Annotated in this window: 29 protein-coding genes; 23 read left to right on the top strand and 6 right to left on the bottom strand. The window is 65.2% G+C overall.

Annotation, left to right across the window (positions count from 1 at the left end; all coding sequences use genetic code 11):
- The first annotated feature begins 1 nt into the window (after position 1).
- The 22 genes from IB243_RS25795 (at position 2) to IB243_RS25900 (ending at position 21,015) form a co-directional block, all read left to right on the top strand.
- Positions 2–709 carry a DUF2786 domain-containing protein gene (locus IB243_RS25795; protein WP_192429962.1) on the top strand — a complete coding sequence of 236 codons (708 nt, stop codon included), beginning with the start codon at positions 2–4 and terminating at the stop codon, positions 707–709.
- Positions 710–1,058: 349 nt separating this feature from the next.
- On the top strand, positions 1,059–1,277 hold the full coding sequence (locus tag IB243_RS25800) for a hypothetical protein (protein ID WP_225585375.1): 219 nt from the start codon (positions 1,059–1,061) through the stop codon (positions 1,275–1,277).
- A gap of 2 nt (positions 1,278–1,279) precedes the next feature.
- Positions 1,280–1,717 (top strand): regulatory protein GemA, encoded by a 438-nt coding sequence (locus IB243_RS25805; RefSeq protein ID WP_192429963.1) that lies wholly within the window; start codon positions 1,280–1,282, stop codon positions 1,715–1,717.
- A gap of 24 nt (positions 1,718–1,741) precedes the next feature.
- On the top strand, positions 1,742–2,164 hold the full coding sequence (locus tag IB243_RS25810) for a Mor transcription activator family protein (RefSeq protein ID WP_225585370.1): 423 nt from the start codon (positions 1,742–1,744) through the stop codon (positions 2,162–2,164).
- Positions 2,165–2,273: 109 nt separating this feature from the next.
- The gene (locus IB243_RS25815) at positions 2,274–3,404 is read left to right on the top strand and encodes a phage protease (RefSeq protein ID WP_192429965.1); all 1,131 of its coding nucleotides are present in this window, start codon (positions 2,274–2,276) and stop codon (positions 3,402–3,404) included.
- A 36-nt stretch (positions 3,405–3,440) separates the two neighbouring features.
- The gene (locus tag IB243_RS25820; RefSeq protein ID WP_192429966.1) at positions 3,441–3,842 is read left to right on the top strand and encodes a hypothetical protein; all 402 of its coding nucleotides are present in this window, start codon (positions 3,441–3,443) and stop codon (positions 3,840–3,842) included.
- A gap of 48 nt (positions 3,843–3,890) precedes the next feature.
- A complete protein-coding gene (locus tag IB243_RS25825; RefSeq protein WP_192429967.1) occupies positions 3,891–4,793 on the top strand; it encodes a Mu-like prophage major head subunit gpT family protein in 903 nt (300 codons plus the stop codon).
- 15 nt (positions 4,794–4,808) lie between these two features.
- Positions 4,809–5,321 (top strand): DUF1320 domain-containing protein, encoded by a 513-nt coding sequence (locus IB243_RS25830; RefSeq protein WP_192429968.1) that lies wholly within the window; start codon positions 4,809–4,811, stop codon positions 5,319–5,321.
- On the top strand, positions 5,321–5,785 hold the full coding sequence (locus tag IB243_RS25835; RefSeq protein ID WP_192429969.1) for a hypothetical protein: 465 nt from the start codon (positions 5,321–5,323) through the stop codon (positions 5,783–5,785). Before IB243_RS25830 ends, IB243_RS25835 begins: the two co-directional genes overlap by 1 nt.
- 2 nt (positions 5,786–5,787) lie before the next feature.
- On the top strand, positions 5,788–6,117 hold the full coding sequence (locus tag IB243_RS25840; protein WP_192429970.1) for a hypothetical protein: 330 nt from the start codon (positions 5,788–5,790) through the stop codon (positions 6,115–6,117).
- The gene (locus tag IB243_RS25845; protein WP_192429971.1) at positions 6,110–6,583 is read left to right on the top strand and encodes a hypothetical protein; all 474 of its coding nucleotides are present in this window, start codon (positions 6,110–6,112) and stop codon (positions 6,581–6,583) included. The genes IB243_RS25840 and IB243_RS25845 overlap by 8 nt, the downstream gene beginning before the upstream one ends.
- 4 nt (positions 6,584–6,587) lie before the next feature.
- Positions 6,588–7,109, top strand: coding sequence for a hypothetical protein (locus IB243_RS25850; RefSeq protein WP_192429972.1), 522 nt, complete (start codon positions 6,588–6,590; stop codon positions 7,107–7,109).
- Position 7,110: 1 nt separating this feature from the next.
- On the top strand, positions 7,111–7,815 hold the full coding sequence (locus IB243_RS25855; protein WP_192429973.1) for a hypothetical protein: 705 nt from the start codon (positions 7,111–7,113) through the stop codon (positions 7,813–7,815).
- 56 nt (positions 7,816–7,871) lie between these two features.
- A complete protein-coding gene (locus tag IB243_RS25860) occupies positions 7,872–8,252 on the top strand; it encodes a discoidin domain-containing protein (RefSeq protein WP_192429974.1) in 381 nt (126 codons plus the stop codon).
- A complete protein-coding gene (locus tag IB243_RS25865; RefSeq protein WP_192429975.1) occupies positions 8,249–8,869 on the top strand; it encodes a hypothetical protein in 621 nt (206 codons plus the stop codon). The genes IB243_RS25860 and IB243_RS25865 overlap by 4 nt, the downstream gene beginning before the upstream one ends.
- 76 nt (positions 8,870–8,945) lie before the next feature.
- A complete protein-coding gene (locus IB243_RS25870; protein WP_192429976.1) occupies positions 8,946–9,191 on the top strand; it encodes a hypothetical protein in 246 nt (81 codons plus the stop codon).
- A gap of 6 nt (positions 9,192–9,197) precedes the next feature.
- Positions 9,198–9,998 carry a hypothetical protein gene (locus IB243_RS25875; RefSeq protein WP_192429977.1) on the top strand — a complete coding sequence of 267 codons (801 nt, stop codon included), beginning with the start codon at positions 9,198–9,200 and terminating at the stop codon, positions 9,996–9,998.
- Between the two features lie 305 nt (positions 9,999–10,303).
- Entirely contained in the window at positions 10,304–14,632 is a 4,329-nt protein-coding gene (locus tag IB243_RS25880) for a phage tail tape measure protein (protein WP_192429978.1), read from the top strand.
- A gap of 102 nt (positions 14,633–14,734) precedes the next feature.
- Positions 14,735–17,803, top strand: a complete 3,069-nt coding sequence (locus tag IB243_RS25885; protein WP_192429979.1) for a hypothetical protein — start codon at positions 14,735–14,737, stop codon at positions 17,801–17,803.
- On the top strand, positions 17,800–19,428 hold the full coding sequence (locus IB243_RS25890; protein WP_192429980.1) for a carboxypeptidase-like regulatory domain-containing protein: 1,629 nt from the start codon (positions 17,800–17,802) through the stop codon (positions 19,426–19,428). The genes IB243_RS25885 and IB243_RS25890 overlap by 4 nt, the downstream gene beginning before the upstream one ends.
- Positions 19,428–20,072 carry a hypothetical protein gene (locus IB243_RS25895; RefSeq protein ID WP_192429981.1) on the top strand — a complete coding sequence of 215 codons (645 nt, stop codon included), beginning with the start codon at positions 19,428–19,430 and terminating at the stop codon, positions 20,070–20,072. Before IB243_RS25890 ends, IB243_RS25895 begins: the two co-directional genes overlap by 1 nt.
- A gap of 151 nt (positions 20,073–20,223) precedes the next feature.
- A complete protein-coding gene (locus IB243_RS25900) occupies positions 20,224–21,015 on the top strand; it encodes a DNA adenine methylase (protein ID WP_192429982.1) in 792 nt (263 codons plus the stop codon).
- A gap of 82 nt (positions 21,016–21,097) precedes the next feature.
- On the opposite strand, the gene IB243_RS25905 is transcribed toward IB243_RS25900, so the two are convergent.
- Positions 21,098–21,241, bottom strand: coding sequence for a hypothetical protein (locus IB243_RS25905; RefSeq protein ID WP_370540394.1), 144 nt, complete (start codon positions 21,239–21,241; stop codon positions 21,098–21,100).
- 33 nt (positions 21,242–21,274) lie between these two features.
- Positions 21,275–22,234: a LysR family transcriptional regulator gene (locus tag IB243_RS25910; RefSeq protein ID WP_057271496.1), complete on the bottom strand. Its 960-nt coding sequence runs from the start codon at positions 22,232–22,234 to the stop codon at positions 21,275–21,277.
- A gap of 124 nt (positions 22,235–22,358) precedes the next feature.
- On the opposite strand from IB243_RS25910, the gene IB243_RS25915 reads away from it, so the two are divergent.
- Positions 22,359–23,384, top strand: a complete 1,026-nt coding sequence (locus IB243_RS25915) for a zinc-binding alcohol dehydrogenase family protein (protein ID WP_192430001.1) — start codon at positions 22,359–22,361, stop codon at positions 23,382–23,384.
- Between the two features lie 81 nt (positions 23,385–23,465).
- On the opposite strand, the gene IB243_RS25920 is transcribed toward IB243_RS25915, so the two are convergent.
- From IB243_RS25920 to lipB, 4 genes are all read right to left on the bottom strand, one after another.
- Positions 23,466–24,299: a DMT family transporter gene (locus IB243_RS25920; RefSeq protein WP_192429983.1), complete on the bottom strand. Its 834-nt coding sequence runs from the start codon at positions 24,297–24,299 to the stop codon at positions 23,466–23,468.
- Positions 24,300–24,394: 95 nt separating this feature from the next.
- On the bottom strand, positions 24,395–25,105 hold the full coding sequence (locus tag IB243_RS25925) for an AraC family transcriptional regulator (RefSeq protein ID WP_192429984.1): 711 nt from the start codon (positions 25,103–25,105) through the stop codon (positions 24,395–24,397).
- A 35-nt stretch (positions 25,106–25,140) separates the two neighbouring features.
- Entirely contained in the window at positions 25,141–26,121 is a 981-nt protein-coding gene (lipA, locus tag IB243_RS25930; protein ID WP_192429985.1) for a lipoyl synthase, read from the bottom strand.
- Between the two features lie 15 nt (positions 26,122–26,136).
- A complete protein-coding gene (lipB, locus tag IB243_RS25935; RefSeq protein ID WP_192429986.1) occupies positions 26,137–26,832 on the bottom strand; it encodes a lipoyl(octanoyl) transferase LipB in 696 nt (231 codons plus the stop codon).
- Positions 26,833–26,851: the final 19 nt, after the last annotated feature.

Genomic DNA, 26,851 nt, shown 5'->3' on the forward strand with positions numbered 1-26,851 from the left:
CATGACCCGCGACGAAGCACTCGACAAGATCAAGAAGTGCCTGGCGCTCGCTGCCAGCCCGGAGATGCACGAAGCCGCCGCAGCGTTGCGACAGGCGCAGAAGCTCATGGCTCAGTTCGGGTTGACCGAGGCGGACGTGACGCTGGCCGATGTGGGCGAAGCCCGCCAGAAGGCGCAGAACGTGCCCGTGGTGCGGTGGGAGGCTGTCTTGGCGGGCATGGTGGCGCGCGCATTCGGCTGCGACACGTACACCTCGGCCAGCTTGGTGCTGGTTCAGGCCCGTCAGTTTCGCCGCCGTCGCTATTACGTGTTTATCGGCGTAGGCCCGGCGCCCGAGGTTGCGGGCTATGCCTTTGATGTGTTAACGCGCCAATGCGCACGAGATCGGCGCCGATACATCGGACTGCAGAGCAAGAACTGCAAGCCCAAGACCAAGGTTGCACGCGGCGATCTGTATGCCGAGGGCTGGATTGCCGGTGTGCGCGACAAGCTGGAGCATCTCGCGGGCAATGCACGGGACGAAGCGTTGATCGCCCAGTACATGGCCCAACGGCACGCCGCCATGACGGACATCGGTATCAAGGACCGGGCGAAGGGCAAGAACGTGACGGACAACGACTGGCACCACGGCCAGAAGGCGGGCCGGAGTGCCGAACTCAATCATGGTGTACGGGGAGGCGCGGCGCAGCCGTTGCTGACCAGGCAGTAGACGCAACGCGCAGCAGGCCGCCTTGGGGCGCGTAGGCCTGCGTGGCAAGCGGTGTGTGCCACGGCCTTCCCACGGGCTGCAACTGCCGCAGGTATCGAGTGCCACCGCGCTGACGTTTCCGCCGTCACTGTGGGCCTCCTCCCCGAAAGGGGCTGGCGCGGCGATACCCGGTTTCCGGTGTCCGTCAACACCGGGTCCTTCCAGCGGATGCCGATTCAGTCCTGAAAACCCCTGCCAAGCCATGAAAACCCCTTCCAAATCATTCCAAACGCAAAACCCGGGGGGTTGCCCCCACTGCGGCGGCAGGCCCCTGCAATCGCCCACTGGCGTCCGAGTCCTCACCGCGTCGGTGCTTGCATCCTTTTTTGGCGTGCTCGGTGCGCTGATCCTGGCGCAGCCAAAGCTGGCGGCCTGGAGCTTCGGCCCCTTCATCGTGTCGAACCTGGCCTGGCTGGCCAGCAGCGCCTGGTCGCGGCAGTGGCCTCTGCACGTGCAGCAGTGGGTATTCCTGGCCTGCAGCCTGCTGGGCTTGTGGAACTGGTGGCTGGCGCCGCTGGGGAGGGGCTGAACATGGCCAATCACATCGCCGCCATTCATGCGTTGTCGTCCAAGCTGGGCCAGTCCGAGGACGACTACCGGGCGCTCCTTGTCAACCTCACCGGGAAAAGCAGCAGCAAGGCCATGAGCGCCACCGAACTGGCCCGCGTGCGCGATCACATGCAGGCCCTCGGCGAGCGCATGGGCGTGGTGAAGCCCATGCGCCGCCGCGCACCGGGCCGCACGTTCGCTCAGGCCAAGGCTGAGGCCAGCCCGCGCGAGCGCAAAGTGTGGGCGCTGTGGCACCAGTTGCACCGTGACGGCCTGGTGCATGACACCAGCCCCGCCGCGCTCAACGCGTGGGTGCAGCGCACGGTGCATGTGGCCGCGCTGGCGTTTGCCACCGGGCCGCAGCTGGATACCTGCATTGAAGCGCTCAAGGCGTGGCAGCAACGCAAGGAAGAGAGGTAACCCATGCTCCCAACGACCAAACGAATGACCGCAGCCGAAGCGGCCGTGCTGGACGCACAGCTACCCGCAGGCCTCACCGAGGAAATGCGCGACGTGGCGCTGTGCCTGTACGAAGCCATGGCCCTCACGGATTCGCGCCTGGGCCAGGCGAAGCCGGATGACAGCTGGGTGATGGTGCTGGGCGCCATGGCCCGCGTGGCCGTGATCCAGCTGCAGCACCTGGCCGAGCAAAAGGGCGGGCGCGCAATCTACCTGGCCAAAGGTGTGGCGGTGCACCTGTCGGCGCGCGACCGCAAGATGTGCGAGGAGTTCCGGGGCGACTACGAAGTGCTGGCAGACAGGTACGATCTGACTCCCATGCGCGTGCGGCAGATCGTGGGCGCCTGGCAGGACGAACAGTTTCGCCGCCGCCAGGGCCGTCTGCCCGGCCTGGATGACTTGACCTAGGGCAATAGCCGCCCAACGCTGGCGTGCAACGCGCCAGCGATAGAACAGCGCGCGAAATAGTAAAGCGCTTTACTTCTTCCCCACGGGGCATCGCCGGAATCATGGCGGCATGCCTCGTACAGCAGCCCAAGCATTCCAACCCCTCCTGGCCATTGCGGCTTGCGCGTTCTCTGCGCTGGCCCTTGAAGCTCAGGACGCGGGCAATGGCCGGGTGCTGATGCAAGTCACCCCCGCGCAAGACTTCACCCCGGCCGATGGGCGAGAAATGGATGTGCCTGCCTGGCGCATCAATGAAGCCATCGCAGGCCGTGTGATCGCGGCCTACAACCCGGCGCAGCCCCCTGTCATCGACTACGAGCACCAGACCCTGCACAAGGAGGCCAACGGCCAGCCTGCACCCGCTGCGGGGTGGATTCATGGCCTGCGCTGGATTGATGGCAAGGGCCTGTACGCGGAGGTAGAGCTGACCCAGCGCGCCCGCAGCCTGGTCGATGCCAAGGAGTACCTCTACTTCTCGCCCGTCTTTGAATACGCCAAGGCAACCGGCGATGTTGTGCGCGTGCTCATGGGTGCGCTGACGAACCACCCCGCCATTGCAGGCATGGACGCCATCAACCTGATGGCCGCCGCCACCGCCCACTTCATCGCATCCCCCCATCCCAACCCACCGGAGACCACAGTGACCCTGCTGGAAAAACTGCTTGCGGCCATTGGCCTGCCTGCCAACACCACCGAAGACGCGGCCATTGCGGCCTGCACCTCCATCAAGTCCCAGGCCGACGCGGCCCGCTCGGCGCTGAAGCTGGACGGCACCGCCACGGCCGAGACCGTGACGGCCGCCTGCACCAGCTTGCGCACCGCTGCGACGAACGCCACGCCCGACCCCGCCAAGTACGTTCCGGTATCGGTGGTCGAAGAACTGAAGACCAGCGTTGCCGCGCTGACTTCCCAGGTGGGCGAGCGCCAGGTCGAAGACCTGATCGCCCCGGCACTGGCCGATGGCCGCCTGCTGCCCGCGCAAGAAGGCTGGGCGCGCGAGCTGGGCAAGACCAACATGGCCGCGCTCACCACATACCTGAAAACCGCCCAGCCCTTCGCCGCGCTGACGGCCACGCAGACGGGCGGCAAGCCCCCCGCTGGCGAGCCGGGCAAGGATGCCCACGGCCTGACCAAGGACGAGCTGGCCGTGGCCGCCGCCTGCGGCATGACGCCCGAGGCCTACGCCAAGGGCAAGGCGTAAACACGCCGCCCGCACCCCGCAACTACCGGAGCTGACATGACCGCTTTGACCAAAGACCGACCCACCGCCCAGCGTGCTGGCCACCTGGTGTCGGACCCCCTTGCCACTGGCGTGACGATTTACGCCGGGGCCATGTACGTGCTGGACGGCTCGGGCGATGCGACGCCCGCTACTGCCGCCGCGACCACCCCTGTTCGTGCCGTGGCGCGCAAGCGCGCGGTGCAGGCCGAGGGCGACGAACTGACAGACGGCGCGCGAGGTGTCTTCTGTTTTGCCAGTGCTACGGGCGGCACCGAGATCACCCGCGCGCACATCGGCGAGAACGCCTATGCGGTGGACGACCAGACCGTTGCTAACGCGGGCACCTGCGTGGCTGGCGAGATTCTGGACGTGGACGACAGCGGCGTGTGGGTGTGCGTCGGCACACGCGTTGCCTGACCGCCTGGCCGTACCTGAAAACCCTTTTCATCCCAAGGAACCAACACCATGGAAATCAACAACGCCAACCTGCGGATGCTCTTTACCGCATTCAATGGCGCCTTCAAAGCGGGCTTGGGCCAAGCCGCCAGCCAATACCTGCAAATCGCCACCGTGGTGCCCAGCACCACGGGCAGCGAGGAATACGGCTGGCTGGGTGAGCTGCCCGGTCTGCGCGAGTGGATCGGTGACCGCGTGGTGCATGCCATCGGCACCCACGGCTACACGGTGAAGAACAAGCCGTTCGAGCTGACGGTGGGCGTGCCCCGCACGGCCATCGAAGACGACAACTATGGCGTCTACACGCCGCTGATGCAGGAAATGGGACGTGCCGCAGATGCGCACCCCGACGAGCTGGTGTTCCGTCTGCTCAAGAACGGACGCACCGAGCTGTGCTACGACAAGAAACCGTTTTTCTCCACCACCCACAAGGTGCTGGACGAAAAGGGCAAGGAAGTCAGCGTGTCGAACGTGTCCGACGACGGCGCAGGCCCGAGCTGGTATCTGCTGGAAACGCGCCGCGTGATCAAGCCACTGATCTTTCAAGACCGCAAAAAGCCAAACTTTGTGGCGAAGACGGCCGAGACCGACGACAACGTGTTCCACGCTGGGCAGTTTGTCTACGGGGTGGATGCGCGCCGCAATGCGGGCTTCGGCTTCTGGCAGCTGGCACACGCCAGCAACAAGGCGCTTACGGCCGAGAACCTCAAAGCAGCCATTACCGCCATGGACACCCAGACCGGCGACTATGGCCGCCCGCTGGGCATTTCGCCCAACCTGCTGGTGGTGCCGAAGGCTCTGAAGTTCACCGCCAAGCGGCTGCTGGAAGCCGAGCTGGTGAATGAAGGCGGCGTGCAGGTCAGCAACGATGTGGCTGGCTCGCTGGACCTGCTGATCGCCGACTGGCTGTAAGCGAAGGCACGGCCCATGGCTTACATCACGCACGCAGACCTTGCAGACAGCCCCGGTGCGCTGGAGCTGTCGCAGGTCGCCAGCGATGAGCACCGCCCACCCGTGCGCGCCGAGCTGCTCGACGCCGTGTTGCGGGGCGGCGATCTTGCCGACTGGCCTGCCGAGGACGTGGCGGACGCGCAGCGCGCTGTCGGTCGCATCGACTCGGCCGTGCGTGACGCGGGCTCCATGATTGACGGCTACCTGGCCAAGCGCGGCTATGCGCTGCCGCTGGACCCGGTTCACCATCTTGTCGTTGCCTGGTGCCGCGCGATCGCGCGTTACATGCTGCACAAGAACCGCACCACGCTGGAGAGCAAGGACCCCATTGCGCGCGGCTACACGGACGCGCAGCGCCTTCTGCAGCAGACGGCCGACGGCAAGTTCAGCCTGGGCGCCCAGGACACGGTGGCCAATGACAAGACGGATGCGCGGTTCCTTCACGCGCCCAAGGTCTTCGGCCGCGACCAGCTACGGGTCTTTCGTTGATGAACTTCGAGCCATTCGATACCAGCATCATCGTGCGCCGCCTGCAGGCCAAGGCCACCGGCCTGCACCTGGTGGGCAGCGCTGCGGACTACGCGGCCGTGAAAGAGCTGCGCAGCTTTCGCACGCCCAGCGCCTACGTTGTGTTTGCCGATGAAGAGAACACGGGCGGCCTGCCCACCACGTTCTGCACGGTGCAGGTGCATGCCAAGGTGCAGTTCGGAGTGGTGCTGGCATTGCGCAACTACCAGGAGCAGCTGGGCGGGCAAATGAGTGATGAGGCGCGCAAGCTGATCGGACAGGTGCGCTCCGCCCTCATCGGGTTCCAGCCCACCGGCAAGGGCGCCAACGTGGTGAGCTGGCAAGCAGGCTCGGTGCTGGACTATGACGCGTCGGTGCTGCTTTTTGCCGACCGCTACGAGGTGCCGCACACGCTGCAACGCGCACCGAGCGCCGGGGGCTGCTGAGCATGCCCTGCAACGCAACCGGATGGGAGTTCAAGCGAGGAGCCAGCTTTGACCTGACGCTGCGCGTTCCGAGCGAGTTTGCGGATGGGCACTTCGCCGGATGGACGGTTGAGTCGAAGGTGCGAACGCCCAGCTTCGGCCTGGTGGCCGCGCTTACGGCCGACTGGGCAGACCCCGTCACCACGCGCCATGTGCGGTTGCAGTTTCTGGACACGCGTGCTTGGCCTGTCGGTGAAGTGCATTTCGACGTAGTGTTTGTGTCGCCTAGCGGATTCAGATGGCCGACCAATACCTCATCGTTCACCGTCACCAAGGGGCCGACCGATGCCTGAGGTGTTTGAGCTCCGTTTTGAGGTGCCCCCAGCCATCGCACTGCGCATGGCGCGCGCACCGCGAGAGCTGCCTGCAGACATGGGCGTGCTCATTGCGGGCAAGCCCGGCACGGGTGGCACTACGCAGATGGTGCGGCAGTCAAGCGCTGCCTTGTCGGCCCTGCGAGTGGTGTGGGAAGACGAGCTGGGTGTGGTGCGGCCACTGGATGCCAGCGATGCAGACCACATCGACCTGGTGTGCGGTCTCACGCTGACCGGCGCCAGCGGCCCGGCCGATGTGACCGTGCAGCGCAGCGGACCGGTTGAAGACGCGGCCTGGGCCTGGACGCCAGGCCGGGTGTGGCTGGGTGCCGGTGGCGCACTCACCCAGGTGGTGCCCGCTGCGGGCTTTGACCTGGTGGTGGGCTTTGCCGTGTCGCCTACACGGCTGTATTTGGATTTTCAAGATCACGTAGAACTGGAGTAGCACCATGGCAACGCAAGGATTCTTGGCTCGCTTAGGGGGCAAGACTAAACAGATCATCGCAACCGTCGTGTCAGCGGGAGCGGCCGATGCCGGAAAGATCGGCGCCCTGGGCGCTGATGGCCGGTGGGACATGAGCACGATGCCTTTGGGCATCGGTGCCAACACCACGCAGGCCGCCGCGTCCGAAGCCATCGACGCGGGCAAGTTCATCAACTTCTGGAACAACGCAGGCGTGTTCTCCATGCGCCTGGCCGACAACAGCAACGGCCGCCAGGCCGATGGTTTTGTGAACTCTGCGGTGGCCAGCGGTGCGGTGGGCACGGCATACCCGCTTGATGGCACCAACGCGAACTTGACGGGTCTCACTGTGGGCGCACGCTATTGGCTGGGCACAGCGGGTGGCGTGATCGCCGCGCCGCTGGACGAGGCCGACGCAGGCAACGTGAACAAGGTCAGCCAAGGCCTGGGTGTGGCGAAGTCCGCGACCGAACTGGTGACTGACGACGAAGGCTACGTGATCCTCTGACATGGCAACGCGGCTCCCCCAGGTCAGAGTAGGCGGCAAGAACCGGCAGATGCCTGCCGGGGATGCTGTACCTGTTGCAGCGGGCGGCACGGGGGCCACCTCGGCCGCTGCCGCGCTAGCGGCCCTCGGTGGGGTGCCTATGGCCATCACTGGCACTCTGGCGAAAACAGACCTGATGTCCGATGCCCCGGTGGGGCGCTGGGTGTCGTATCTGACCGTCACAGGCGGGGGAACCGACTGGCCTACTGCATTGACTGTCGGCTACTGGAACGTCTTCACCTTTGGGGTTGCCTCGCGGACCACGCAAATTGCGCAGGAAGCGTTTCAGACCGGGGTGGAAGTGGGCGGCCTGTTCGTGCGTGCAAAGCACGACAGCACCTGGACTCCATGGAAGCGCCTTGCATCACACGCTGAGGCCGTAGCTTCCGTGGCTGCTGGCGTCATGGATTGCGCGATTGCCAACACGTTCTCGGCCGCGATCAGCGCCAACACCACGCTGTCATTCAGCAATATCCCCTCCGGCGCGTATTCGTGCGTGCTGGAGATCAACCACACCGGGGGCGCTATCACGATGCCCAGCGGCACGGTGTGGGTGGGCGGAACGCCCATCTTCACTGCTGGCACAAGGCATCTGATCTTCTTCCAGCGCGCTACGTTGGGCACGGCAGGCTGGTATGCCTCTGCGCTCGCGGGGTTCCCCGCATGAATCGTGGCATGGCGCTTTCCGCGCGCCGAGATCATTTCCGGTTCTGGGGCTTGCTTTTGCAATCTACCAACGGCGGGCCGGAATTCGGGATCACCGAAGTGGAACTGCGCGCCACCGTGGGCGGTGCCGATGTCACCACATCGAGCACGCCAGCCACTGCCACCAGCACGTTTGCGCCGTTCGCAGCAAGTTCGACCGTGGACAACAGCACCTCCACCTACTGGAGATCCACCAGTCCAACGAATCAGCGGCTGGCGTATGACCTGGGCGCCCCCACCGTGATCCGGCAGGTGGCGATCTACCCTTACGCCGTTGTTTCCTACAACCCGAACGCCTTCGTGATCCAAGGGTCGCACGACGGGGTGTCGTGGGTCAGCTTGCGTGAACTGACGGGCCTTTTCTGGACCGCTGGTGTGCAAAGAACTTTCAGCCTATGACTGCTCAACTTTTCTTCATCGACACGGTGTCCGGTGAATACCCCGTGACGCTCGCCCAGATCCGCGCGGCCCACCCGCTGACGGTGTTCCCGGAGCCGTTCAACGAGGCTTTCGAGGGGTTCGCCCCAGTGGCCACCGTCGTACCACCTGCGCACAACCCAGCCACGCACAAGGCGGTGGAGCTGCAGCCCGTCGAGGCCAGTGGGGGATGGGAGCAAGCCTGGATGGTTGTGCCGCTCGATGCGGACGAAATTGCCCAGGTGCGGGCGGGGCTGCTGGCCGCCCTGAACGAAGAGTACGAGCGCCGCATGCAAGTGATTGCCGGGGGCTACCCCCTGAGCGAGCGCGAGAGCTGGCATGTGCAAACGGCCGAGGCCCGGGCGCTGCTGGCGGATGTGCACGCGCTCACCCCCTGGATCAACGGGGCCGCCGCCGCCCGGCAGATTGACCGCCACGAGCTGGCCCAGCGCATTGCGGCCAAGGACGACGCCTACCGGGCCATCCATGGCGCTTTGACGGGCGTGCGCCAGCGCATTGAAGACCAGATCAGCGCGGCGAGTGATGACGTGCAGGCCCTGGCCGATATCGACGTGTTCGTAGGTTGGCCTGGGATGTAGTTTGTAAAGCGTTTTACTTACAGCGCCCGCGCGCTATGCAAGACCATGAAGGCTCCCAACCGAGGAGCCTTTTTTCATGTCCACCAAAGAGCCCAAGATCGTCGCCGTCCACTTGCTCAAGCCGCACCGCCACGCGGGCCGCGACTACAAGCCTGGCACCCCTGAAAAACCCACCATCCTGAAGCTGCGCGAAGACAAAGCCGACTGGCTCGTCAACCAGGGCACGGCTGAGTATCCGCCTGCAGAAGCCACCGCTGCGGCCAAGACCGCCGCATCCGCCGCGCCTGTTGCGCCCGCTTCGACCCCAAAAGCCAAGGAGTAACCACCTATGTCCCTCGCATCCACCAGCATGATCTGGAACGGGCAAGGCCCAGTCATGATCGGCACCTACGATCCCGTCAAGGGCCGCCCGGAAATGGGCTTTTTGACCAACCTGTACAGCGTGGGCTGCGGCAACCGCACGCTGACCGCTACGCCATCGCGCGAAACCACCACGATCCCTGAAAGCTGCTCGGGCCAGCGCCTGGCGCTCAAGGAACTGGAGACCAGCAAGAGCCTGGCCGTGGCGCTGTCGATGGTGCAGTTCGACGGCCGCACGCTGGCCCAGGCGTTCTTCGGTGCCGCTGTGGTGAAAGCCGCTGGCACGGTGACCGATGAAACCCTGACCGAGCTGGCGCCGGGCGACTACTTCTTCTTGAAGAACCCGCGCAGCTCCAGCGTAGTCATCGAAGACAGCACCGCTGGCACGCCGCTGGTCTATGTGGAGGGCACCCACTACGAGATCAGCGACGCGGACCACAGTCGCTACCGCCTGCTGGCCCACCCAGCCACGCACGTGGAACCTGTGACGGTGGACTATGCCTATGCCGGGTACGTGAACATTGCCGCCTTCAGCAAGACCAACGTGGAGCGCGGGATCATTTTCAGTGGCGTGAACGGCGACGGTCAGAAGGGCCGAATGATCATCCCGCGCATCAGCTTGGCCATGACGGGCGACTTCGGCTGGATCACCGACGAAGCCAGCGAGCTGACGCTGGGCGGCCAGGCCCTGTACGTGCCTGAGCTGCAGAGCGATGCCGACTTTGGCCCGTTCATGCGCATCGACCTGATGCCCGATCTGCCCGTTTAAGCGCGGGGGGCCTTCGGGCCGCAGGCAAAGAAAAACCGCGCCGGGCATATCGCCTGGGCGCGGTTTTTTATTGGAGGCGAGGTCGCTATCGCACCCAGCGATTCACAACACCCACGACGGCTGCTGCAGTGGCCATACCCACGGGCAGTAACACAGGCAACACCACGAGCCACCCGTAGATAGCCGTTGGCTCGACGCCTTGCACAAGTGCGGTCAATAGCGCCAGCAGCGTGCCAACGATGGCGGCCACTACCAAACGCCTGCCCCGCACCACATCCGGGGAATCAATTTGAAAGGTCTGAGGCATGACGAATAAAGAGCTGAGAGCCAAGCTGGTTATCGAATCTGAGAGCGAAGGCTCGGACGAAATCATAAAGCTGGAGAAGGCGGTTGAGAAGCTCGGCACCTCCGCGGGTCTGGCGGGGCCGGAGTTTGAGGCGCTTGCGGCCGAGATTGAGAAACTGGGCTTGCAACAGGCTGCGATCAATCAGTTCGACCGACTCAAACAGGCGACGGGCGACACTGCCAAGAAAACCCAGGAGCTGCAGGCCGCTACCCGCGAGGCCGCTATTGCCCTGAAGGAAAAGCAGGCGGCACTGGCTGCGACCACGAGCGCCCAGCAAGCGAGCAATGCGCAATTGGCCCAGGCTCGCCAGCAACAGGCGGCCATGGATGCCACTATCAGTGAGTTGAGCCGTGAATTGAAGGAGTTGTCACGCGCTGCCAAGGAGTCTGGTGACAACTCCGCTGCCATGGCGGAGCGGCTGGCTGACGGGACGGCCCAGCTGGCGGTGCTCAAGACCGAGTCGCAAGCGGCTGCGGCCAATATTGCTGCATTGTCGCGGGCGAACCGTGACAGTGCAAAGGCGTTTACCGAGGCCAACCGTGAAACGAACGCCGCACAAAAGAACTTTGATGGACTGCGCAAGACCACCAAGGAAACCCAGGCGACGCTAGACGCGCAGAACGCCAGCCTGCAGCGATCGCGCGATGAGTTGAGCAAACTGGGAATCTCCAGCAGCGCCCTGTCCAAATCGCAAGTGCAGCTGAACCAAGGGCTCAGCGCCTCAAGCGCTGCCATCGCACGGTTGGCAAAAGATGCTGAAGCGGCGGCGGCTGTGCTGGCAGACCGCGAACTTTTGGGGGTGCGCGCCCATGCTGATATTCAAAAGGAAATTGACCAGACAAGAGCAGCATATGAACGGCTCAAGGTCAGCGGCAAGCTGACCAATACGGAGCTTGCCCAGGCTTCGCTCAAGACCGAAGAGCGAGTGCGTGAGCTGCAGCACCAGACCAACGGGTGGGTGGAATCCATGGGCAAGGCCAAGGTGGCTTTTGCCGGGCTGGCTGCCAGCGGGGCGGGCATTGCGGTAGCTGCAAACGCCGCCATCAAATTTGAGAGCGCCATGGCCGATGTGGCCAAGGTGGTGGAAGGCACCGAACAGCAGATGCAGGGCCTTGCAAGCCGGATCAAGGAGATGACGGCCACCATACCGCTGGCGGCCACTGAGCTGGCACAGATCGCAGCAGCGGGCGGTCAACTGGGTGTACCCATTGAGAAACTGGACCAGTTCATCACGCTGGCAGCCACGATGGCCACCGCTTTCAACATGAGCGCGGAGCAAGCGGGCCAGGCCGTGGCCAAGCTCAGCAATGTCTTCAACCTCCCCCTGGAGGAGGTGCGCAAACTGGGCGATGCCATCAACCTGCTGGGCAACACCACGGCTGCCCGGGAGTCGGACATTGTGGAGGTGCTTACCCGGATTGGCGGTACAGCCCGCCAGTTTGGCCTGACCGCGCAGCAGGCTGCGGCGCTGGGCACCGCCATGCTCAGCTTGGGCGTTCAGGCCGAGGTGGCGGGCACGGGCATCAACGCCATCTTGAGCAAGCTGCAGACGGCAAGCGTGCAGAGCAAGGATTTCCAGCTCGCTTTGGGTCAAATGGGGGTGTCTGCCAAACAACTGGCAAAGGATATTCGGGCCAACCCACAAAAGGCGCTTACCGATTTCTTGGACACGCTGTCGAAGCTGGAGGGAGGCAAGCAAGCCGAGGCGCTGGCCCGCCTGTTTGGCGTTGAGTACCAGGACGACGTGGCGCGATTGCTTGCCGGCCTGGATGGCTACAAGAAAGCGCTGCAGGCAGCGAGCAGCGAGGCCGCCACTGCCGGGGCGATGCAAAAGGAGTTTGAGAAGCGCGTGCAGACCACTGAAGCGCAGATCACGCTGCTCAAGAACTCGGTGGGGGTACTGGCAACAAACCTTGGCAGCGTGTTGCTGCCTGTGCTCAAGCCCATCATTGGCGGGCTGACGGACGCCTCCACCGCGATGGCGAACTTTGCGGACCAGTTCCCGCTGATATCTGCCGGGGCAGCAGGGCTGGTGACCGCCACAGCTTCGGTCGGCGCACTGGGCTTGGCGTTTGGCGCGTTGCGCGTGGTCGGGTCAAAGACTATTGATGCGCTTGCACTTGGCTTGCCCGCGCTGAACAAGAGCATCGGTGAAACAGTGGCCGCGTCCGGCGCCCTCAAGACAACACTGGGCGGCATCGCTGTTGTCCTGGCTGGCTTTGGAGCTGGTTGGGACATTGGCACCCACCTCCGCAAGGAGTTCCTGGCGGTGGAGCTGGCGGGCATTTCCATGGCAGCGGGTCTGACCAAGGCCGCTGCACAGTACCAAGCGGCATGGGAAATGATGAAGGCGCCGTTCAATGACGACACCATTGAAGCGGCGCAAGAGCGACTGCGGGTGAAGTTGCAGGAAATCGACGATGAGTATGCGCAGCTTTTCATCTCTGCCGGGCAAGCCAGGGACGTGCAGAACCAGCAAGCTGCCGCATCTGACGCCGTTGCCGCTGCCACCCAGAAACAGGCCCAGGCGCAAGCTGCTGGTGCCAAAGCCACTGCGGATGCCGCCACGCAGGCCAAGGTGCTGGTGGATCAGTTCTATGCGCTGCGCGACAGCTCGGAGGGCACACAGGGCGCGATAGAGAAGCTGGTCGGTTCGCTGAAATTCAACGATGTGAACAGCGTGGGCGCCTTTGTGCAGGCTTTGGACCATCTTCGCGAGGTCGGCACGTTGAGCGCGCAACAGGTGGGCGATGCGTGGAAGCAGGCGCTTGCCGGGATGAGCGTTGAGAACATTCATAACTTGCGCCTGGCCATGGAGGTTGCCACGGCCAAGGGCATCATCAGCGCCCAGCAGTGGGCTGCGGCCAATGAGCAAATACTCGCAGCCAGCTTCGACAAGCTCGGCGTGAACGCGGCCCAGGCGCTGGGCAAGATCAGCACGGGTGCTCAGGACGCCATCGACGCCATCAGCCTGGTGGCGGACAGTGCCAAGGCTGCAGGTGTGGGGGTGCAAGACGCCGCCCGCGCCATCGAGATGGCCTTTGCCGCTGCAATCCCGAAGGCAGACAGCCTGGAGGCCATCGACGCCCTGCAAAAGCAGCTCAAGGCCATGGGCGATGCCGGGAAGATCAGCGCCGAGGGGATCGAGCGCAGCCAGGCTGCGCTGGACAAGCAGCGGGCGACCATTGAGGGCCAGATACCCGGCATCCAGAGCCTGGAAGAAGCCTTGCGCAACCTGGGCGTGAAGCCGCAGAAGGAACTGGCTGCACTGGCCGCCTCTGCAAAGCAGGCGTTCGACGCTGTGAAGGCCAGCGGCACGGCCACGCCGCGCGAGATCAACGAAGCCTGGAAGGCCATGGCCGAGGCGAGCATAGAGGCCAACAACGGGGTGGCGGATGCCTCGCTGAAGGCGCAGGCGCAGCAGTACGGCATGGTGATCGAGACGGACAAGGCCGGTAAGTCCATCGTCAAGAGCATGAAAGAGGCCGAAGACGCCACCAAGGACGTGGGCAAGGCGGCCAAAGCGACGGCCGAGACGATTGCGGAGTTGTCGGCTGCTGGGTGGGACGCGGCAAAGGACATGGTGGCTCAGGCGCGCGCGCACAACGCTGCCATGGCCACGGTGGAGACGAGCTGGCTGGATGCCACGGCCGCCGCCAGCAAATACAGCCAAGAGATCGCTGCGGTGGTCTATGACGCGAAAAAATCCATACAGACAATGACCGAGCTGCATGCGCGGCTGGTGGAGCAGATGGAGGCGTTGGAAGACCAGCAAAAGCAGCTTGAAGACCAGGGCAATGGTGCCGCGCGCGGGGTGGAAGATTTGCGTTTGCGCCTGCTGGAGCTGTCGGGCACGGAGGAAGAGATTGCCCGCGCACGCCAGGACCGCGAGGTGGCTGAGGTGCAGCGCAAGATGGCGCTGATGCAACTGGACCTGCAGCGGGCGGAGATAACCGGCAAACAGGACGAAGCGGCGCGCCTGCAGGCTGAGCTGGCCCTGCTGCAGGAACAGCTCAAGCTGCTGGATCAGATATTCCGCAAGGAAGAGCAGCAGCGCAAGGCGCGGGAGCGCGAGGAGCGGAGTGGCGGCGGTGGTGGTGGCAACGGCGGCGGGAGTGGTGGTGGCGGTGTGGGCACGGGTGGCGGCGGATTGGCGGCACCGCCGCCGCCCTCGGCACCTGGGGGGCCAGTCAACATCACGCTCAACGCCAATGGCATCAACGATCCGGTAAAACTGGCCCGCCTGATTGAGCCCGAGCTGGCCAAGCTGGGGCGCCTGGCGCGGTAGACCCTGCCCCCAAACCGGCCTGCCCAGTGCACTGCGGGCCGGGTGCTTTCTTTAAAGCGTTTTACTCATGCTGCACGGGGCAGCGCGGGCACAGTTGCTGCCATGCCCTCCGTGCAACGCTTCCTCTCTGGCCGAAACAATCTTGTACGTGACGCGGTGCTTGCCGCGTCCAGCGTGCGGCCGAGCACGGCCATTGAGCGCATTGCGGCGCAGCGCACGGGCGGCGGGCGTGTGCGCCTGGCGGGTGCCTACACGGGGCACGAGGCGGCCCAGGTGGACGTGGAGATCGTCGCGGCCGGGGGAATACCCCGTGCGTCGGTGCCCCAGTTTGTGGGGGTTGGCAATGGGCAGCTCGATGTGCTGTCGGTGGACGGCGCCGCGCCGCTGCAGGGACTGACTCTGTCGCTGGTGGACCTGGGTATCCCCACCGAGCACGCCCGGCTGGATGCGCGCCAGGTGCAGATTCGCGCCAAGGTGGCGGGCGCTGCGGGCAATGACATTCGCATCACGGTGGAGCCACAGCTCACCCGCACGCTCACGGCGTGGGCGCTGCTGGCCGATTGGTCTGCGGGCACGGCGGTGCAGGCGGGGAGCCAGTGGGACTTTGGTGGCCTGCCGCTGTCTGCCCAGGGCGATGTGGACCCGGACAGTCCGCGCATTCAGTTTGGCTTTGACCCGCAGGTCTACCGACCGTGGCGCCAGTACAAGGACGGGGCCTGGCAGTTTGGACTCTCTCCAGCCCTGGAGCGCACGCAGCCCAAGGGCACGGCGGTCTATGCAGTGACAGGCGGCTACAAGATCACGGTGACCGATGGCGTGGCCCTCGAGGTGTATGGCGACGTGGCGGCCAGCCAGCCCGCCGTTGTGACGTTCTACGACCTGCTCACGGCCCTGCAGGCGTCTGCGCTGGTTGAGGTGGCGGGCGTGGTTGCGGTGGACCGCGCGATCAATGGCCAGGCGGCGATTGATGTGCCCCTGCGCACATCGGCCTGGCTGATGGCCATGGGCGGCAAGGTGCAGCTGCAGGGCGTGTCGGTGCCAGCAGCAGCCCCCACGCAGACCGTGACGGTGCGCTGCATGAATGCCGACGTGATCGGCGCGGAGCGCTGGAGCGTGGTGGGGGATGTGTCGGGCACGCTGGCCGTTGCAACAACCGGCATCCCCTATGAGAGCGCGGCCGCGCGCTTCACTGTGCCTGCCATAGACCCTGCAGCTGTGGGCTCGGGCGAGTGGTCGTTCAAGTATGAGCCTGTGACCCGGGACGCTGGCAAGGGCGTCCCGAGTGTTTGCGTGCGGCCATTCAAGTTCGGCCGCAACGCGAAGGCGCGCACGGTGACCTTTCGCTACCAGCGTCGGCCGCCAGCGGACTGCAAGTGCAGCGATATGCCAGCCATCCGCGTGTCGGATGAGTGCCTGGGAATTTTTGACGAAGGAGTAGATATGCCTCCCGCAGTACAAACGCGGTTAGTCAGTTTGATGGAGTGGCGTTCTGGGTTCCTTGGCACCAACATTGCCCTGGAAGCGGGTGAAACACCCAATAGTGCCCAGGTGAAATCCGATTCTGGAGACGTGCGCCTGGTCAACAACTGCATCGGCAATGTGCTGGTGCCTGCGTTGCAAGAGGTGTACGAGAACGCGGATGCCCTGGCGGCGTGGGATGCCGCCGTTGTGCTGTTCAAGGCCGACTGGACCGCCTATGCGGCCAAGGATGATGCCGGGGGCAACTTGTCCACGCTGGGTGACATGCTCAACCAGAAGTACGAAGCCAAGATGGACGTCTGCCGCGCAAAGGCAGGTATCTACCCAAAAAAATCTGATTCCAGCGGCGGAGACGCGGGCGGCTGCTGGACGGACCATGGCGGCACCCACTGGTGGGCTGACGTCAGCGGTTACTACTTGCCCGCATTTTCAAACGAGCCCTATATCAGTTCGCGGCGCAACACTGATACGGGCGAGGCATATTCAACGATGGAGTTTGGCTTTGGGTTCGTCGTGGCGTGCCCCGAGCGAGTGGAGGAAGGCGACACACTCTCACTCACGATCAGCCAGGTGGACGGCGAGCGGCCCTACCAGGTGGGCGACGAATCGGTGCTGCAGACCGTTGCCGCTGGCCCGGCCTGGATGGCGGGTGGCGTGGACGGGACCGACGTGCAGACCTGGCGCGTGGTTGGCAGCGCCTCGGGCATGTTGCCCGACTACCTGGTGCCTACGGATGGCACGGCCGTGCCGGTGTACGCGCAGGTGGGTGTGGACCTGCAGTTGGCGCCGGGTGGTATCCCGTTTGTGCTGGGCGATGTGTTCAGCCTGGCCATTGAGGCCGGGCAGTACCGCTGGCGGCGCGACGGTGGCGCGTGGTCGGCCCTGACGGATATTCCTGCAGCCGGCGCGGATGTGCTTGCGGACGGGCTGACGGTGCACTTTGACGCAGGGGCTGCGCCCTCGTTTGCCCCTGGCGATGCCTACGGCTTCGACGTGCACCAGCCTTGGGCTGTGAGCCATGTGCGCGATGCGCTGGCGAGCATGTGGGGGTGGGCGGGCAGCGATGCCAACATGGTGATTGACCTTGGCAGCGTGCAGGACCTGGGCGCGGTGGCGCTGGCCCGGTATGAGTTGCCCGAGGGCGCTGCGGTGGCGGTGGAGCTGTCGGACGATGCGTTGACCTGGTCGGCGCCGCTGGCCATGGATGTGTCCCGCGCCGTGAGCGTCCGGTTTGGAGTACTGCAGGCACGCTATGTGCGCGTTTCGGTGGCAGACGCGCCAGGCGGCAGCATAGGGTGGATTTGGGCGGGCCAGCCTTTGGCAACCGACCACCACGCCAGCACTTGCCAGCGGCGCCGCCGCTGGGCCGTGGGGCGCGGTAGCGGGCTCAACCCAGCAGGACTGTATGCGGGGGCGGGCGATGGCTGGAGCCTGGCGTGGTCGCTTGGCAATGAGACGGCCAGCCGACTGCTGGAGAACGACGTGCAGCAGCTCGTCGCGCTGCTGGACTGGGCACAAGAAACGGACGAGCCGCTGCTCTTCTCGCCCAACTACCTGCACACGCGCGACGCATCACTTGTGCGCTTCGGGAATGACGCGCTGGATGTGGATGACAAGCACCAGTTCCAGCCGGATGGTGCAGAGCACCGCGTCTTGTCGGCCGCGCTGGAGCTGGAGCCCGTGTTCGCATGATCGCCTGGCTGCAGATTGATGGCGGCGCGGATGGCTGCAGCGTCGCCCTGGTGCGCGACCGGCAGGCGATGGCCAGCCAGGCCGCAGACAGGGCGCTGCCTATGCTAGCGGGGCTTTCCACGATTCGTCGCCCGTTGTCGGTGCCGGGTATTGCCTCAGCGGCTACCAGCAACATGGACGCGCAGCTGGACAACGCGGGCGGCGAGCTCACCGCACTGTGGGGCCAGCGGCCCCCTATGCGGCGGGCGGCCCAGGTGCTGACGCCTTCTGGCCCGATCTTTGACGGTGTGGTGACTGGCCTGGACCTGGGTGCGCAGGCGAGCATCAGCCTTGAGGCGGGCATGGACCGGCCACTGTCTGACAACGTGCCGCTGCGCACAAGTGCGGTGTGGGGCGGCTGGCGCGAGGTGCGTGTGTTGCCGTGGGGCTGGGGCGAGGTCACCATCACGCCCATCCAATACAGCGACGATCAGCGGGTTTTCTTCCTGCTCGACCACCCGATTGCCGGAGTTGATGAGGTCAAGCGTGACGACGTGGCCACGCGGGCGTTTACGTGGAGCAATGGGGTGGACAGCACCGACCAGGCGGTGTCGTTCCTGGAACTGGCGGAGCCGCTGGCTGAAGGTGAGCGCCTGGCCGTGACGCTGCGCGGGCGCATGCACCCGCAGACGGCGCGCCTGCTGCAGACGCCTGCGGAGATCCTGCACGATGTGCTGGCCAACTTGGCCAGGGCGCCAGTGGAGTGGGCTGACTTCGACGACTACCGCACTGAGACGGCGCACCTGGTGCTGGGTGGGCTTCTGACCGACAACACCGTGAGCATCAGGGCGGCGGTGGACGGGCTCATTCAGTCTGCGGGCAGTGCCTGGTCGGCGGCGATGCCTGGCATTGCGCTGACCTGGCCACCGCTGGACGATGCTGCTGCCCCGGCGATGCGTGTGGACAAGCTGTCTGCCACCAATCTGAAGGCCACCACCAGCGCCACGGGCATTTACACCGTGCTGCGGGTGCTCTACGACTGGGACCACGCGGCAGGCCGATATCGCCGTGCTATCCAGCTGCAGGCGCCCGAGGCGGTGAAGGATTACGGGGTGCTGGAGCTGGAGTGGCCCGCGCCTTGGCTGCGCACGCCGCGCCATGCGGAGGAGCTGGGGCAGCGCATGCTGGCCTGGCTGGCGCGGCCGCGCTGGCGAATCACTTGGCAGCAGTCTTTTGCCGACGTGGCCACGGGCGCGTGGGTGCAGATGAACCACCCGCTTTCGCCCATCCAGGGGCGCCATCGTCTGATCAGCGCGGAGCTGGACCTGTCGGCCGCCAGCCTTGCCTGCGTGGTGGAGGCGCCAGTGGGCGCTGCACCTGTCATCGAGACCATGAAGCTGTCCACCGCATTCGATCCCGTCATCCAGCCAGGTGTGACGGTCGAGGTGGCGGGCAGCGAGATCATCTTCACGGCCCGCGACGAACAGGGCCACGTGCTGGCCGGGGCACGGATCACGCTCAACGGCAAGGCCACCCGCATTGCGGACAGCGCCGGGCGCGTGTCCTTTCCTGTGCAGCGTGGCCGCCATGTACTGCTGATTGAGGCCGATGGCTACCCAGCCACCCAGGCTGTGGTGCCGGTGTAATGGTCGCTCGTCGCCGCTTTTTCCCTTCGACCAAGGTGCAGACGGTGCCAGGCAGGACCGTGGAGCTGGAGCTGCAGCTACGGCCGATGGCCAAAGCGACTACACCTGCGGCCGCCGCGCCACCAGTTCCCGGGGACGATGAGATATTTGGTGTGGGGTGGCTGGCTCCCACGCTGGACGAGAGCCCGAACCCGAACTTGCGCTCGGAACTGCTGCCCGATGGTCGCTATGAAATCATGGACTACGACCGGTGGGGCCTTGAATCCTCCATCTGGGAAGGCACACCCGTATACGTCGATGTGGACTTTGTCGTGCACCCAGTGCCCGGACCGGGGTTTCACTGCGTGGAGCTGCAGGTGGAGACCACCTACTACATGACGTGGCCTGGCCGCACTTACTTTGGGGTCGTTCAAGGCACGACCATGACCAATGTGAGCTGGGAATTTGAATGGGACTTCGCGTCGTCAGACCCTGCGGTTTCGAGGCAGGGCCACCGCGTCGTGACCTACGGGAATGTGCTGCATCTTCGCTGCGAGGCGACCGGCACCGGCTCTGAGTTGACCGACACCTTGACCGCCCGCGCATTCAGCAGCGGCGTGCAGGTGGGGCAACTGATCTTTCGAGGGGTTGCCCATGCTTCCTAAGTAAAAAAGACGGGCGACCTGGCCAGGTGCGCTAACACCAGTCCAGGCCCCCAACATGCAGGTATGAGCTGCAAGCCAGGCAAGACCCGCCACCCTGTACAGAGTGCGGCGAGCCTACCAGAGTTTTCACCACAGAAAAAAGGCTTGCAAGATGGCAAATCCAATCATCCCGTGGATCGGCGGCAAACGACGGCTGGTCGACCTGCTGCTCGGTCGGTTCCCTCCGCACGAGTGCTATTGCGAGGTGTTCGCGGGAGGCGCGGCGGTGTTCTTCGCCCGCAACCCGGCGCCTGTTGAGGTGCTCAACGATGTCAATGGCGACCTGGTCAACCTGTACCGGGTCGTGACGCACCACCTCGAGGAGTTCGTCCGCCAGTTCAAATGGGCTCTCACCAGCCGCCAAGTGTTCAAGTGGCTGCAGGAAACCCGGCCTGAGACGCTGACCGACGTGCAGCGCGCGGCCCGGTTCTTCTACCTGCAGCAGCAGAGCTTCGGCGGCAAGGTTGCTGGCCAGACCTTCGGCACAGCCACCACGGCCCCGGCTATCAACCTGCTGCGCATCGAAGAAAACCTGTCGGCCGCTCATATGCGGCTGGCGAACGGCGTATGTATCGAGCACCTCGACTGGACCGCTTGCATCGACCGCTACGACCGGCCGCACACGCTGTTCTATTTGGACCCTCCCTATTGGGAGACGGAAGGGTATGGCGTGCCGTTCCCCTGGGAAGAGTACGTGGCCATGGCTGCAAAGCTCAAGGCGATCAAGGGCAAGGCCGTGGTCAGCATCAACGACCACCCTGCCATTCGGGAGTGCTTCGCTGACTTCGAGATGGAGGCGCTGAAGCTGGACTACACGGTGGGGGGCGGTGCCAACCGCGTGGAGCGGGGGGAGCTGGTGATCTACAGCTGGGACCGGGCGGCCGAACCGGTCGGGCTGTTCTAAACTGCAATTTTGTTTCGTGCTGCGAAAGCGGAGCAGAGGCGCATTTATCGCGCTTCAGGCACCGCATTTATCGCGGCGCGCTTCAGCTGGGCCGCAGCGGAAACAGGTGGAGCACGTCGCGGTGCACATCGGCGAACGCAATGTTTTCGTACTGCGCGACCAGTGCGGCGGCGTTGGGTCCATACCCCGCAGTGCCGGGAACGAAGGGTGTCGTGGTGGTGGTCATGGCGCGAGGCAGTCTGGTGATGCAGCGCAGGTTTTACCGCAGGGCAGCCAGGGCGGACAGCTTTTCCTGTGCTGCGTCAGCGGCGGGCAACGGGCGCTCTGAGGGCAGCGTGCCGAAACGCTCGGCCAGAAAATCCAGCAGCCTGCGCACCCGCAGCGGCCCGTTTTTCTGCGCCAGTACTACGGCGTGCAGGGGCGCATCCTCCGTCGTCCACTCGGGCAACAGGGCCACCAGGCGCCCGGCCTGCAGGTCGGGCAACACGTCGAGCCGGCTTTTGTAGGCAATGCCTTCGCCTTGCACGGCCCATTGCCGCACCATCGATCCACTGGAGGCGCACAGAGGTCCGTCGATCTTCACCTGCACCCCGCGCCCGTTGCGGCTGAACTGCCACTGCACGTGGCGCCGTCCGCTCAGAAAAAAGGTCAGGCAGCGGTGGTGTGCCAGATCGCCGGGGTGTTCGGGGGCGCCGTGCTGGCGCACGTAGTCGGGGCTGGCCACCAGCACGCGGCGGTTGGTGCACAGCCGACGGGCGACCAGGCTGGAGTCGGGCAGGTCGCCATAGCGCAGTGCCATGTCCAGCCCGTCGCGCGGCAACGCCTGCACGGTGTCGCTGGCGTGCAGCACCACCTGCAACAGGGGGTGCTGCCGCAGGAACTCGGGCAGCCAGGCCGCCAGCCAGACGCTGGCCAGGTCCGTGGGCGCCGACAGGTGCACCACGCCCTGCAGGCCGCAGTAGCGGTCGCAGAGCTGCGCTTCGCCCTCGGCCCACACGGCCAGCAGGCGCTCACAGGTGTCCAGAAACTGTTCACCCTCGGGCGTCAGCCGCAGTGACCGGGTGCTGCGCTCCAGCAGCCGCACGTTCAGCTGGGTTTCAAGCTTCTTGAGCGTGGCACTCACCGCAGCGGGGGTCAAGTCCAGCTGGCGGGCGGCTTCGCTGAAGGAACCGGCGGCGGCCACGCGGGCAAACAGGCGGGCGTCTTGAAGGTGCAGCATGGTCTTCAAAAATAATTTGTGATGGATTCAATTTTGAATGCCTTTTTCAAAATTGGCTATCTCTCTACAGTCACTCCATCGTTTGTTTTTGTTGCCTGGAGAATTGACCATGACCCCTGCCACCATGAAGGCCGTTGGCCTGCACCAGTACCTGCCCATTGACCACCCCGAAGCCCTGGTGGACCTGACCCTGCCCGTGCCCACCCCGGGCGCGCACGACCTGCTGGTGCAGGTCGAGGCGATTTCCGTGAACCCGGTGGACGCCAAGGTGCGCGGCCAGAAGTCGCCGCCCCCCGCCGGCCCCCGCGTGCTGGGCTGGGACGCTGCCGGTACCGTGGTAGCCGTGGGCAGCGCCGTGGGCCGGTTTACGGTGGGTGACGCCGTGTACTTTGCGGGCGACATCACCCGCGCGGGCAGCAACGCGCAGTTTGTGCTGGTGGACGAGCGCATCACTGGCCCCAAACCCGCCTCGTTGGGTTTTGCCGAGGCCGCCGCACTGCCGCTCACCGCCATCACGGCCTGGGAGGCCCTGTTCGACCGCCTGGGCTTGTTGCCCACACCTGCCGCGGACAGCCCCCAGCGCGGTCAATCGATCCTGATCATTGGCGCGGGCGGCGGCGTCGGCTCCATCGCCGTGCAACTGGCGGTGGCGGCGGGCCTGACGGTGGTGGGCACCGCATCGCGCGCCGAGTCTGTGAACTGGGTGCGTGAACTGGGCGCGGCCCATGTGGTGGACCACCACCAACCGCTGCGCCCGCAGCTCGACGCCCTGGGTGTGGGGGAAGTCAACCATGTGCTCCTGCTGGCCGACACCGACACGCACTTTGCCGCGCTGTCCAGCGTGCTCAAACCCCAGGGGCGCGCCTGCGGCATTGTGGAGAATGCCCAACCGCTCGACCTGAACCTGCTCAAAGCCAAGAGCCTGGGGTTTGTGTGGGAGATGATGTTCACCCGCAGCATGTTCCAGACGCCCGACATGGCCGCGCAGCACGCCCTGTTGGCCGAGGTGGCGCGCCGCATCGATGCAGGCAGCCTGCGCAGCACGCTGCGCGAGGTGGTGGGCACCATCAACGCCACCCACCTGCGCGACGTGCACCGCCGCATCGAATCGGCGCACACCACGGGCAAACTGGTGCTGGCGGGGTGGTGAATGTCGATTGCTACTAAATCAATAGCTTCTGACGCTTGTTGGATAAGCGCTAGAGGCCGATTTGGTTGATATCTCTGCCTGTCAGCGTGCCCGCATCCCCATCACCGCCGCGCTGATGATCATCACTGTGGCCAGTGCAATGCTCCAGCTGAACGTGCGGCCGCTCACCACAATCAGCAGCGCGGTGGACGCCAGCGGCGTGATGTAGCTCAGGATGCCGATGTGCCGCGCGTCCCCGAGCTTGAGGGCCTTGTCCCACATGAAAAACGACGCCCCCAGCGGCCCCAGGCCCAGCACCGCCAGCAGTGCCCAGTCGCGCGGCTGCAGCGCCACGGCAGGCTCCAGCGCCACATGGCAGAGCAGCGACAGCATCCCCGACACCAGCCCGAACAGGCCGATAGCCGTGGTCGGGAAGGCGGCCACGCGCTTGGTCAGCAGCGAGTACGTGGCCCAGATGAATGCTGCTGCGAGCGCGGGCAGATAGCCCCAGGCCAGCGTGCCGCTCAGCTCGCGCCCGCCCACGATCGCAATGGCGGCACCCCCAAAACCCAGCAGTGCCGCCAGCACATGCGGCAGGCGCAGCGACACGCCGGGCAGCACCACGGGCGAGAGCACCACGATGAACAGCGGCCACAGGTAGTTGACGAGGTTGGCCTCTACCGGCGGCGCGTGGCGCAGCGCAATGAAGAGCAGGAAGTGGTACGCGAACAGGCCATACACGCCGAGTGCCAGCGTGCGCAGCGGAATGCGCCACTGCGACGGATCGCGCAGCACAAACGGCCAGGCCGGCACGCTGCCGATGATGAGCGCGATGCCCGTGAGGAGGAACGGCGGAATGTGGGTGAGCGACACCCCCAGCGAGGCGAGGGAAGCCCACAGCGCGATGGCGCCCAGGGCGTAGAGGTTGGCTTGCATGGCGCCGAGCTTACGCGCGCCCGCCGCCCTGGATCGTCGCGCAACGGCGGCCCGTCGTCGCGTGCCAATCGTCGTCAATGGCCGCCAACGGTCGGTCAGAGGTGTGCGGTGCGGCGCAGTGCAGCTGTGAGTGCCGAGGGCGAACGGTAGCCGGTGCGCCGCGCCACCTCGGCCACGGCCATGCCGGTGCCCCGCAGCAGCTGGGCTTGCGCCAGGCGCTGGCTGCGCAGCCAGGCCATGGCGCCCATGCCTTGGTCTTCGCGGCACCGGGCGGCAAACTGGCTGGGGCTGAGGTGCACCTGCGCCGCCAGGTCGGCGACAGTGAGTTCGCGGTGCCACTGCTGCGCGGCCCATTGCCGCAGCGCTGGCCAATCGATGGCGCGTCGGCGTGCAGTGCTGGCTGGTGGGATGTGTGAATGGACGCCGCCCAGCCACGCCTCCAGCAGCAGCGCCGGGCCGTGGGTTTGTGCGAGAGGGCGGCCTTGTTGCAGCGCAATCGCCAAGTAGTGCGCAAGGGGCCCGGCATCGGTGGGCAGTGCGGTGGTGTTGTGGGGGCTGGCGCATTGCGCCCAGCCGGGGTGGGCACTGTCGAGCACGAGGCAGACACTGCCACGGGAGGATTCAAAGTCGTGGCGATCCCCCGGTGCAATCACACAGCCGCCGCCGGGTGCCACACGCACGCCGTGCCCATCGACCTCCAGGTCCAGCGTGCCGGAGAGTCCCAGCAGGATCTGGAAGTGGTCGTGGCTGTGGCTGCCCGGCGATGCGCCATAGCGCCGCAGCGAGAGCGATTCCGCCGGGCCCATGTGCGTGCGCTCTGCAGTTTTGCTCAGCGCGGGACTTACACGCCTGCGGCGTGTGCCTGCTGATCGGCGTGGTAGCTGCTGCGCACCATGGCGCCCACCGCCGCGTGGCTAAAGCCCATCTTGTAGGCCTCTTCCTCGAACATCTTGAAGGTGTCGGGGTGCACGTAGCGGCGCACGGGCAGGTGGCTGTTGCTGGGCGACAGGTACTGGCCGATGGTCAGCATGTCGATGTGGTGTTCGCGCATGTCGCGCATCACCTGCAGGATCTCTTCGTCCGTCTCGCCCAGTCCGACCATGATGCCGCTCTTGGTGGGCACCTTGGGGTGCAGGGCCTTGAACTTCTTGAGCAGGTTCAGGCTGAACTGGTAGTCGGAGCCCGGACGCGCTTCCTTGTACAGGCGGGGCGCGGTTTCCAGGTTGTGGTTCATCACGTCGGGCGGCGCGGCCTTCAGGATCTCGAGCGCGCGGTCGTCGCGGCCCCGAAAGTCGGGCACCAGGATCTCGATCTGCGTGGTGGGCGACAGTTCGCGGATGTTCTGGATGCATTCCACGAAGTGGCCGCTGCCGCCATCGCGCAGGTCGTCGCGGTCCACGCTGGTGATCACCACGTACTTGAGCTTGAGTGCGGCAATGGTCTTGGCCAGGTTCAGTGGCTCGTCCTTGTCCAGCGGGTCGGGGCGGCCATGGCCCACGTCGCAGAACGGGCAGCGGCGCGTGCACTTGTCGCCCATGATCATGAAGGTGGCCGTGCCTTTGCCAAAGCATTCGCCGATGTTGGGACACGACGCTTCTTCGCACACCGTGTGCAGCCTGTGTTCGCGCAGGATTTCCTTGATCTCGTAGAAGCGCGTGGTGGGGCTGCCCGCCTTCACGCGAATCCATTCGGGCTTCTTGAGCACCTCACCCTGCTCCACCTTGATCGGAATGCGCGACAGCTTGGCGGCAGCCTTTTGCTTGGCCAGCGGGTTGTAGGCTTCGGTGGATTGCGCTTCGCGGACGACTTCAGGGGTGCTCATGGCTGTAGGCAGAGTTCAGGGCGCCAACCGGATGCTGAGCTGCTGGCCCAGCACCTGCGCGGCTTCTTCCCAGGTGGTTTGGACCCCGATTGTAGAAAGGTCCACCGTTTTCAATCCTGCGTAACCGCAAGGGTTGATGCGCGCGAAGGGTTCCAGGTCCATCGCCACATTGAGTGCCACGCCGTGGTAGGTGCTGTGCCGGCTGACCTTGATGCCCAGGGCGGCGATCTTGCCCAGGCCTTCGAAATCGGGAACCGGTGCGGCCGTGCCGATTTGTTTTTGTGGGCGCTGGGGCAGCATGGCGTGGCTGTGGGGGTCGTCCAGGCGCACGTAGATGCCAGGTGCGCCGCCCACTCGATGGCCGGTGATGCCAAAGTGCGCCAGCGTGCGGATCACGGCTTCTTCCACGCGGTAGACGTACTCCTTGACGAAGTAGCCGGCGCGCTGCAGGTCGATCAGCGGGTAGGCCACCACCTGGCCGGGACCGTGGAAAGTGACCTGCCCGCCACGGTTGGTGGCAACGATGGGGATGTCGCCCGGGCTCAGCACGTGATCACTTTTGCCTGCGAGTCCCTGTGTATACAGCGGGGCGTGCTCACACACCCACAATGCGTCTGGCGTGTCGGGGGTGCGGGTGGCCGTGTAATCCTGCATCGCCTGCACGGTGGCGCCATAGTCCACGCGGCCCAGTATGCGAATGTCGATGCCCATGCGACAAATTTGCTGCAGC

The sequence above is a fragment of the Acidovorax sp. ACV01 genome, assembly GCF_014851495.1.
Lineage (GTDB): Bacteria > Pseudomonadota > Gammaproteobacteria > Burkholderiales > Burkholderiaceae_C > Acidovorax > Acidovorax radicis.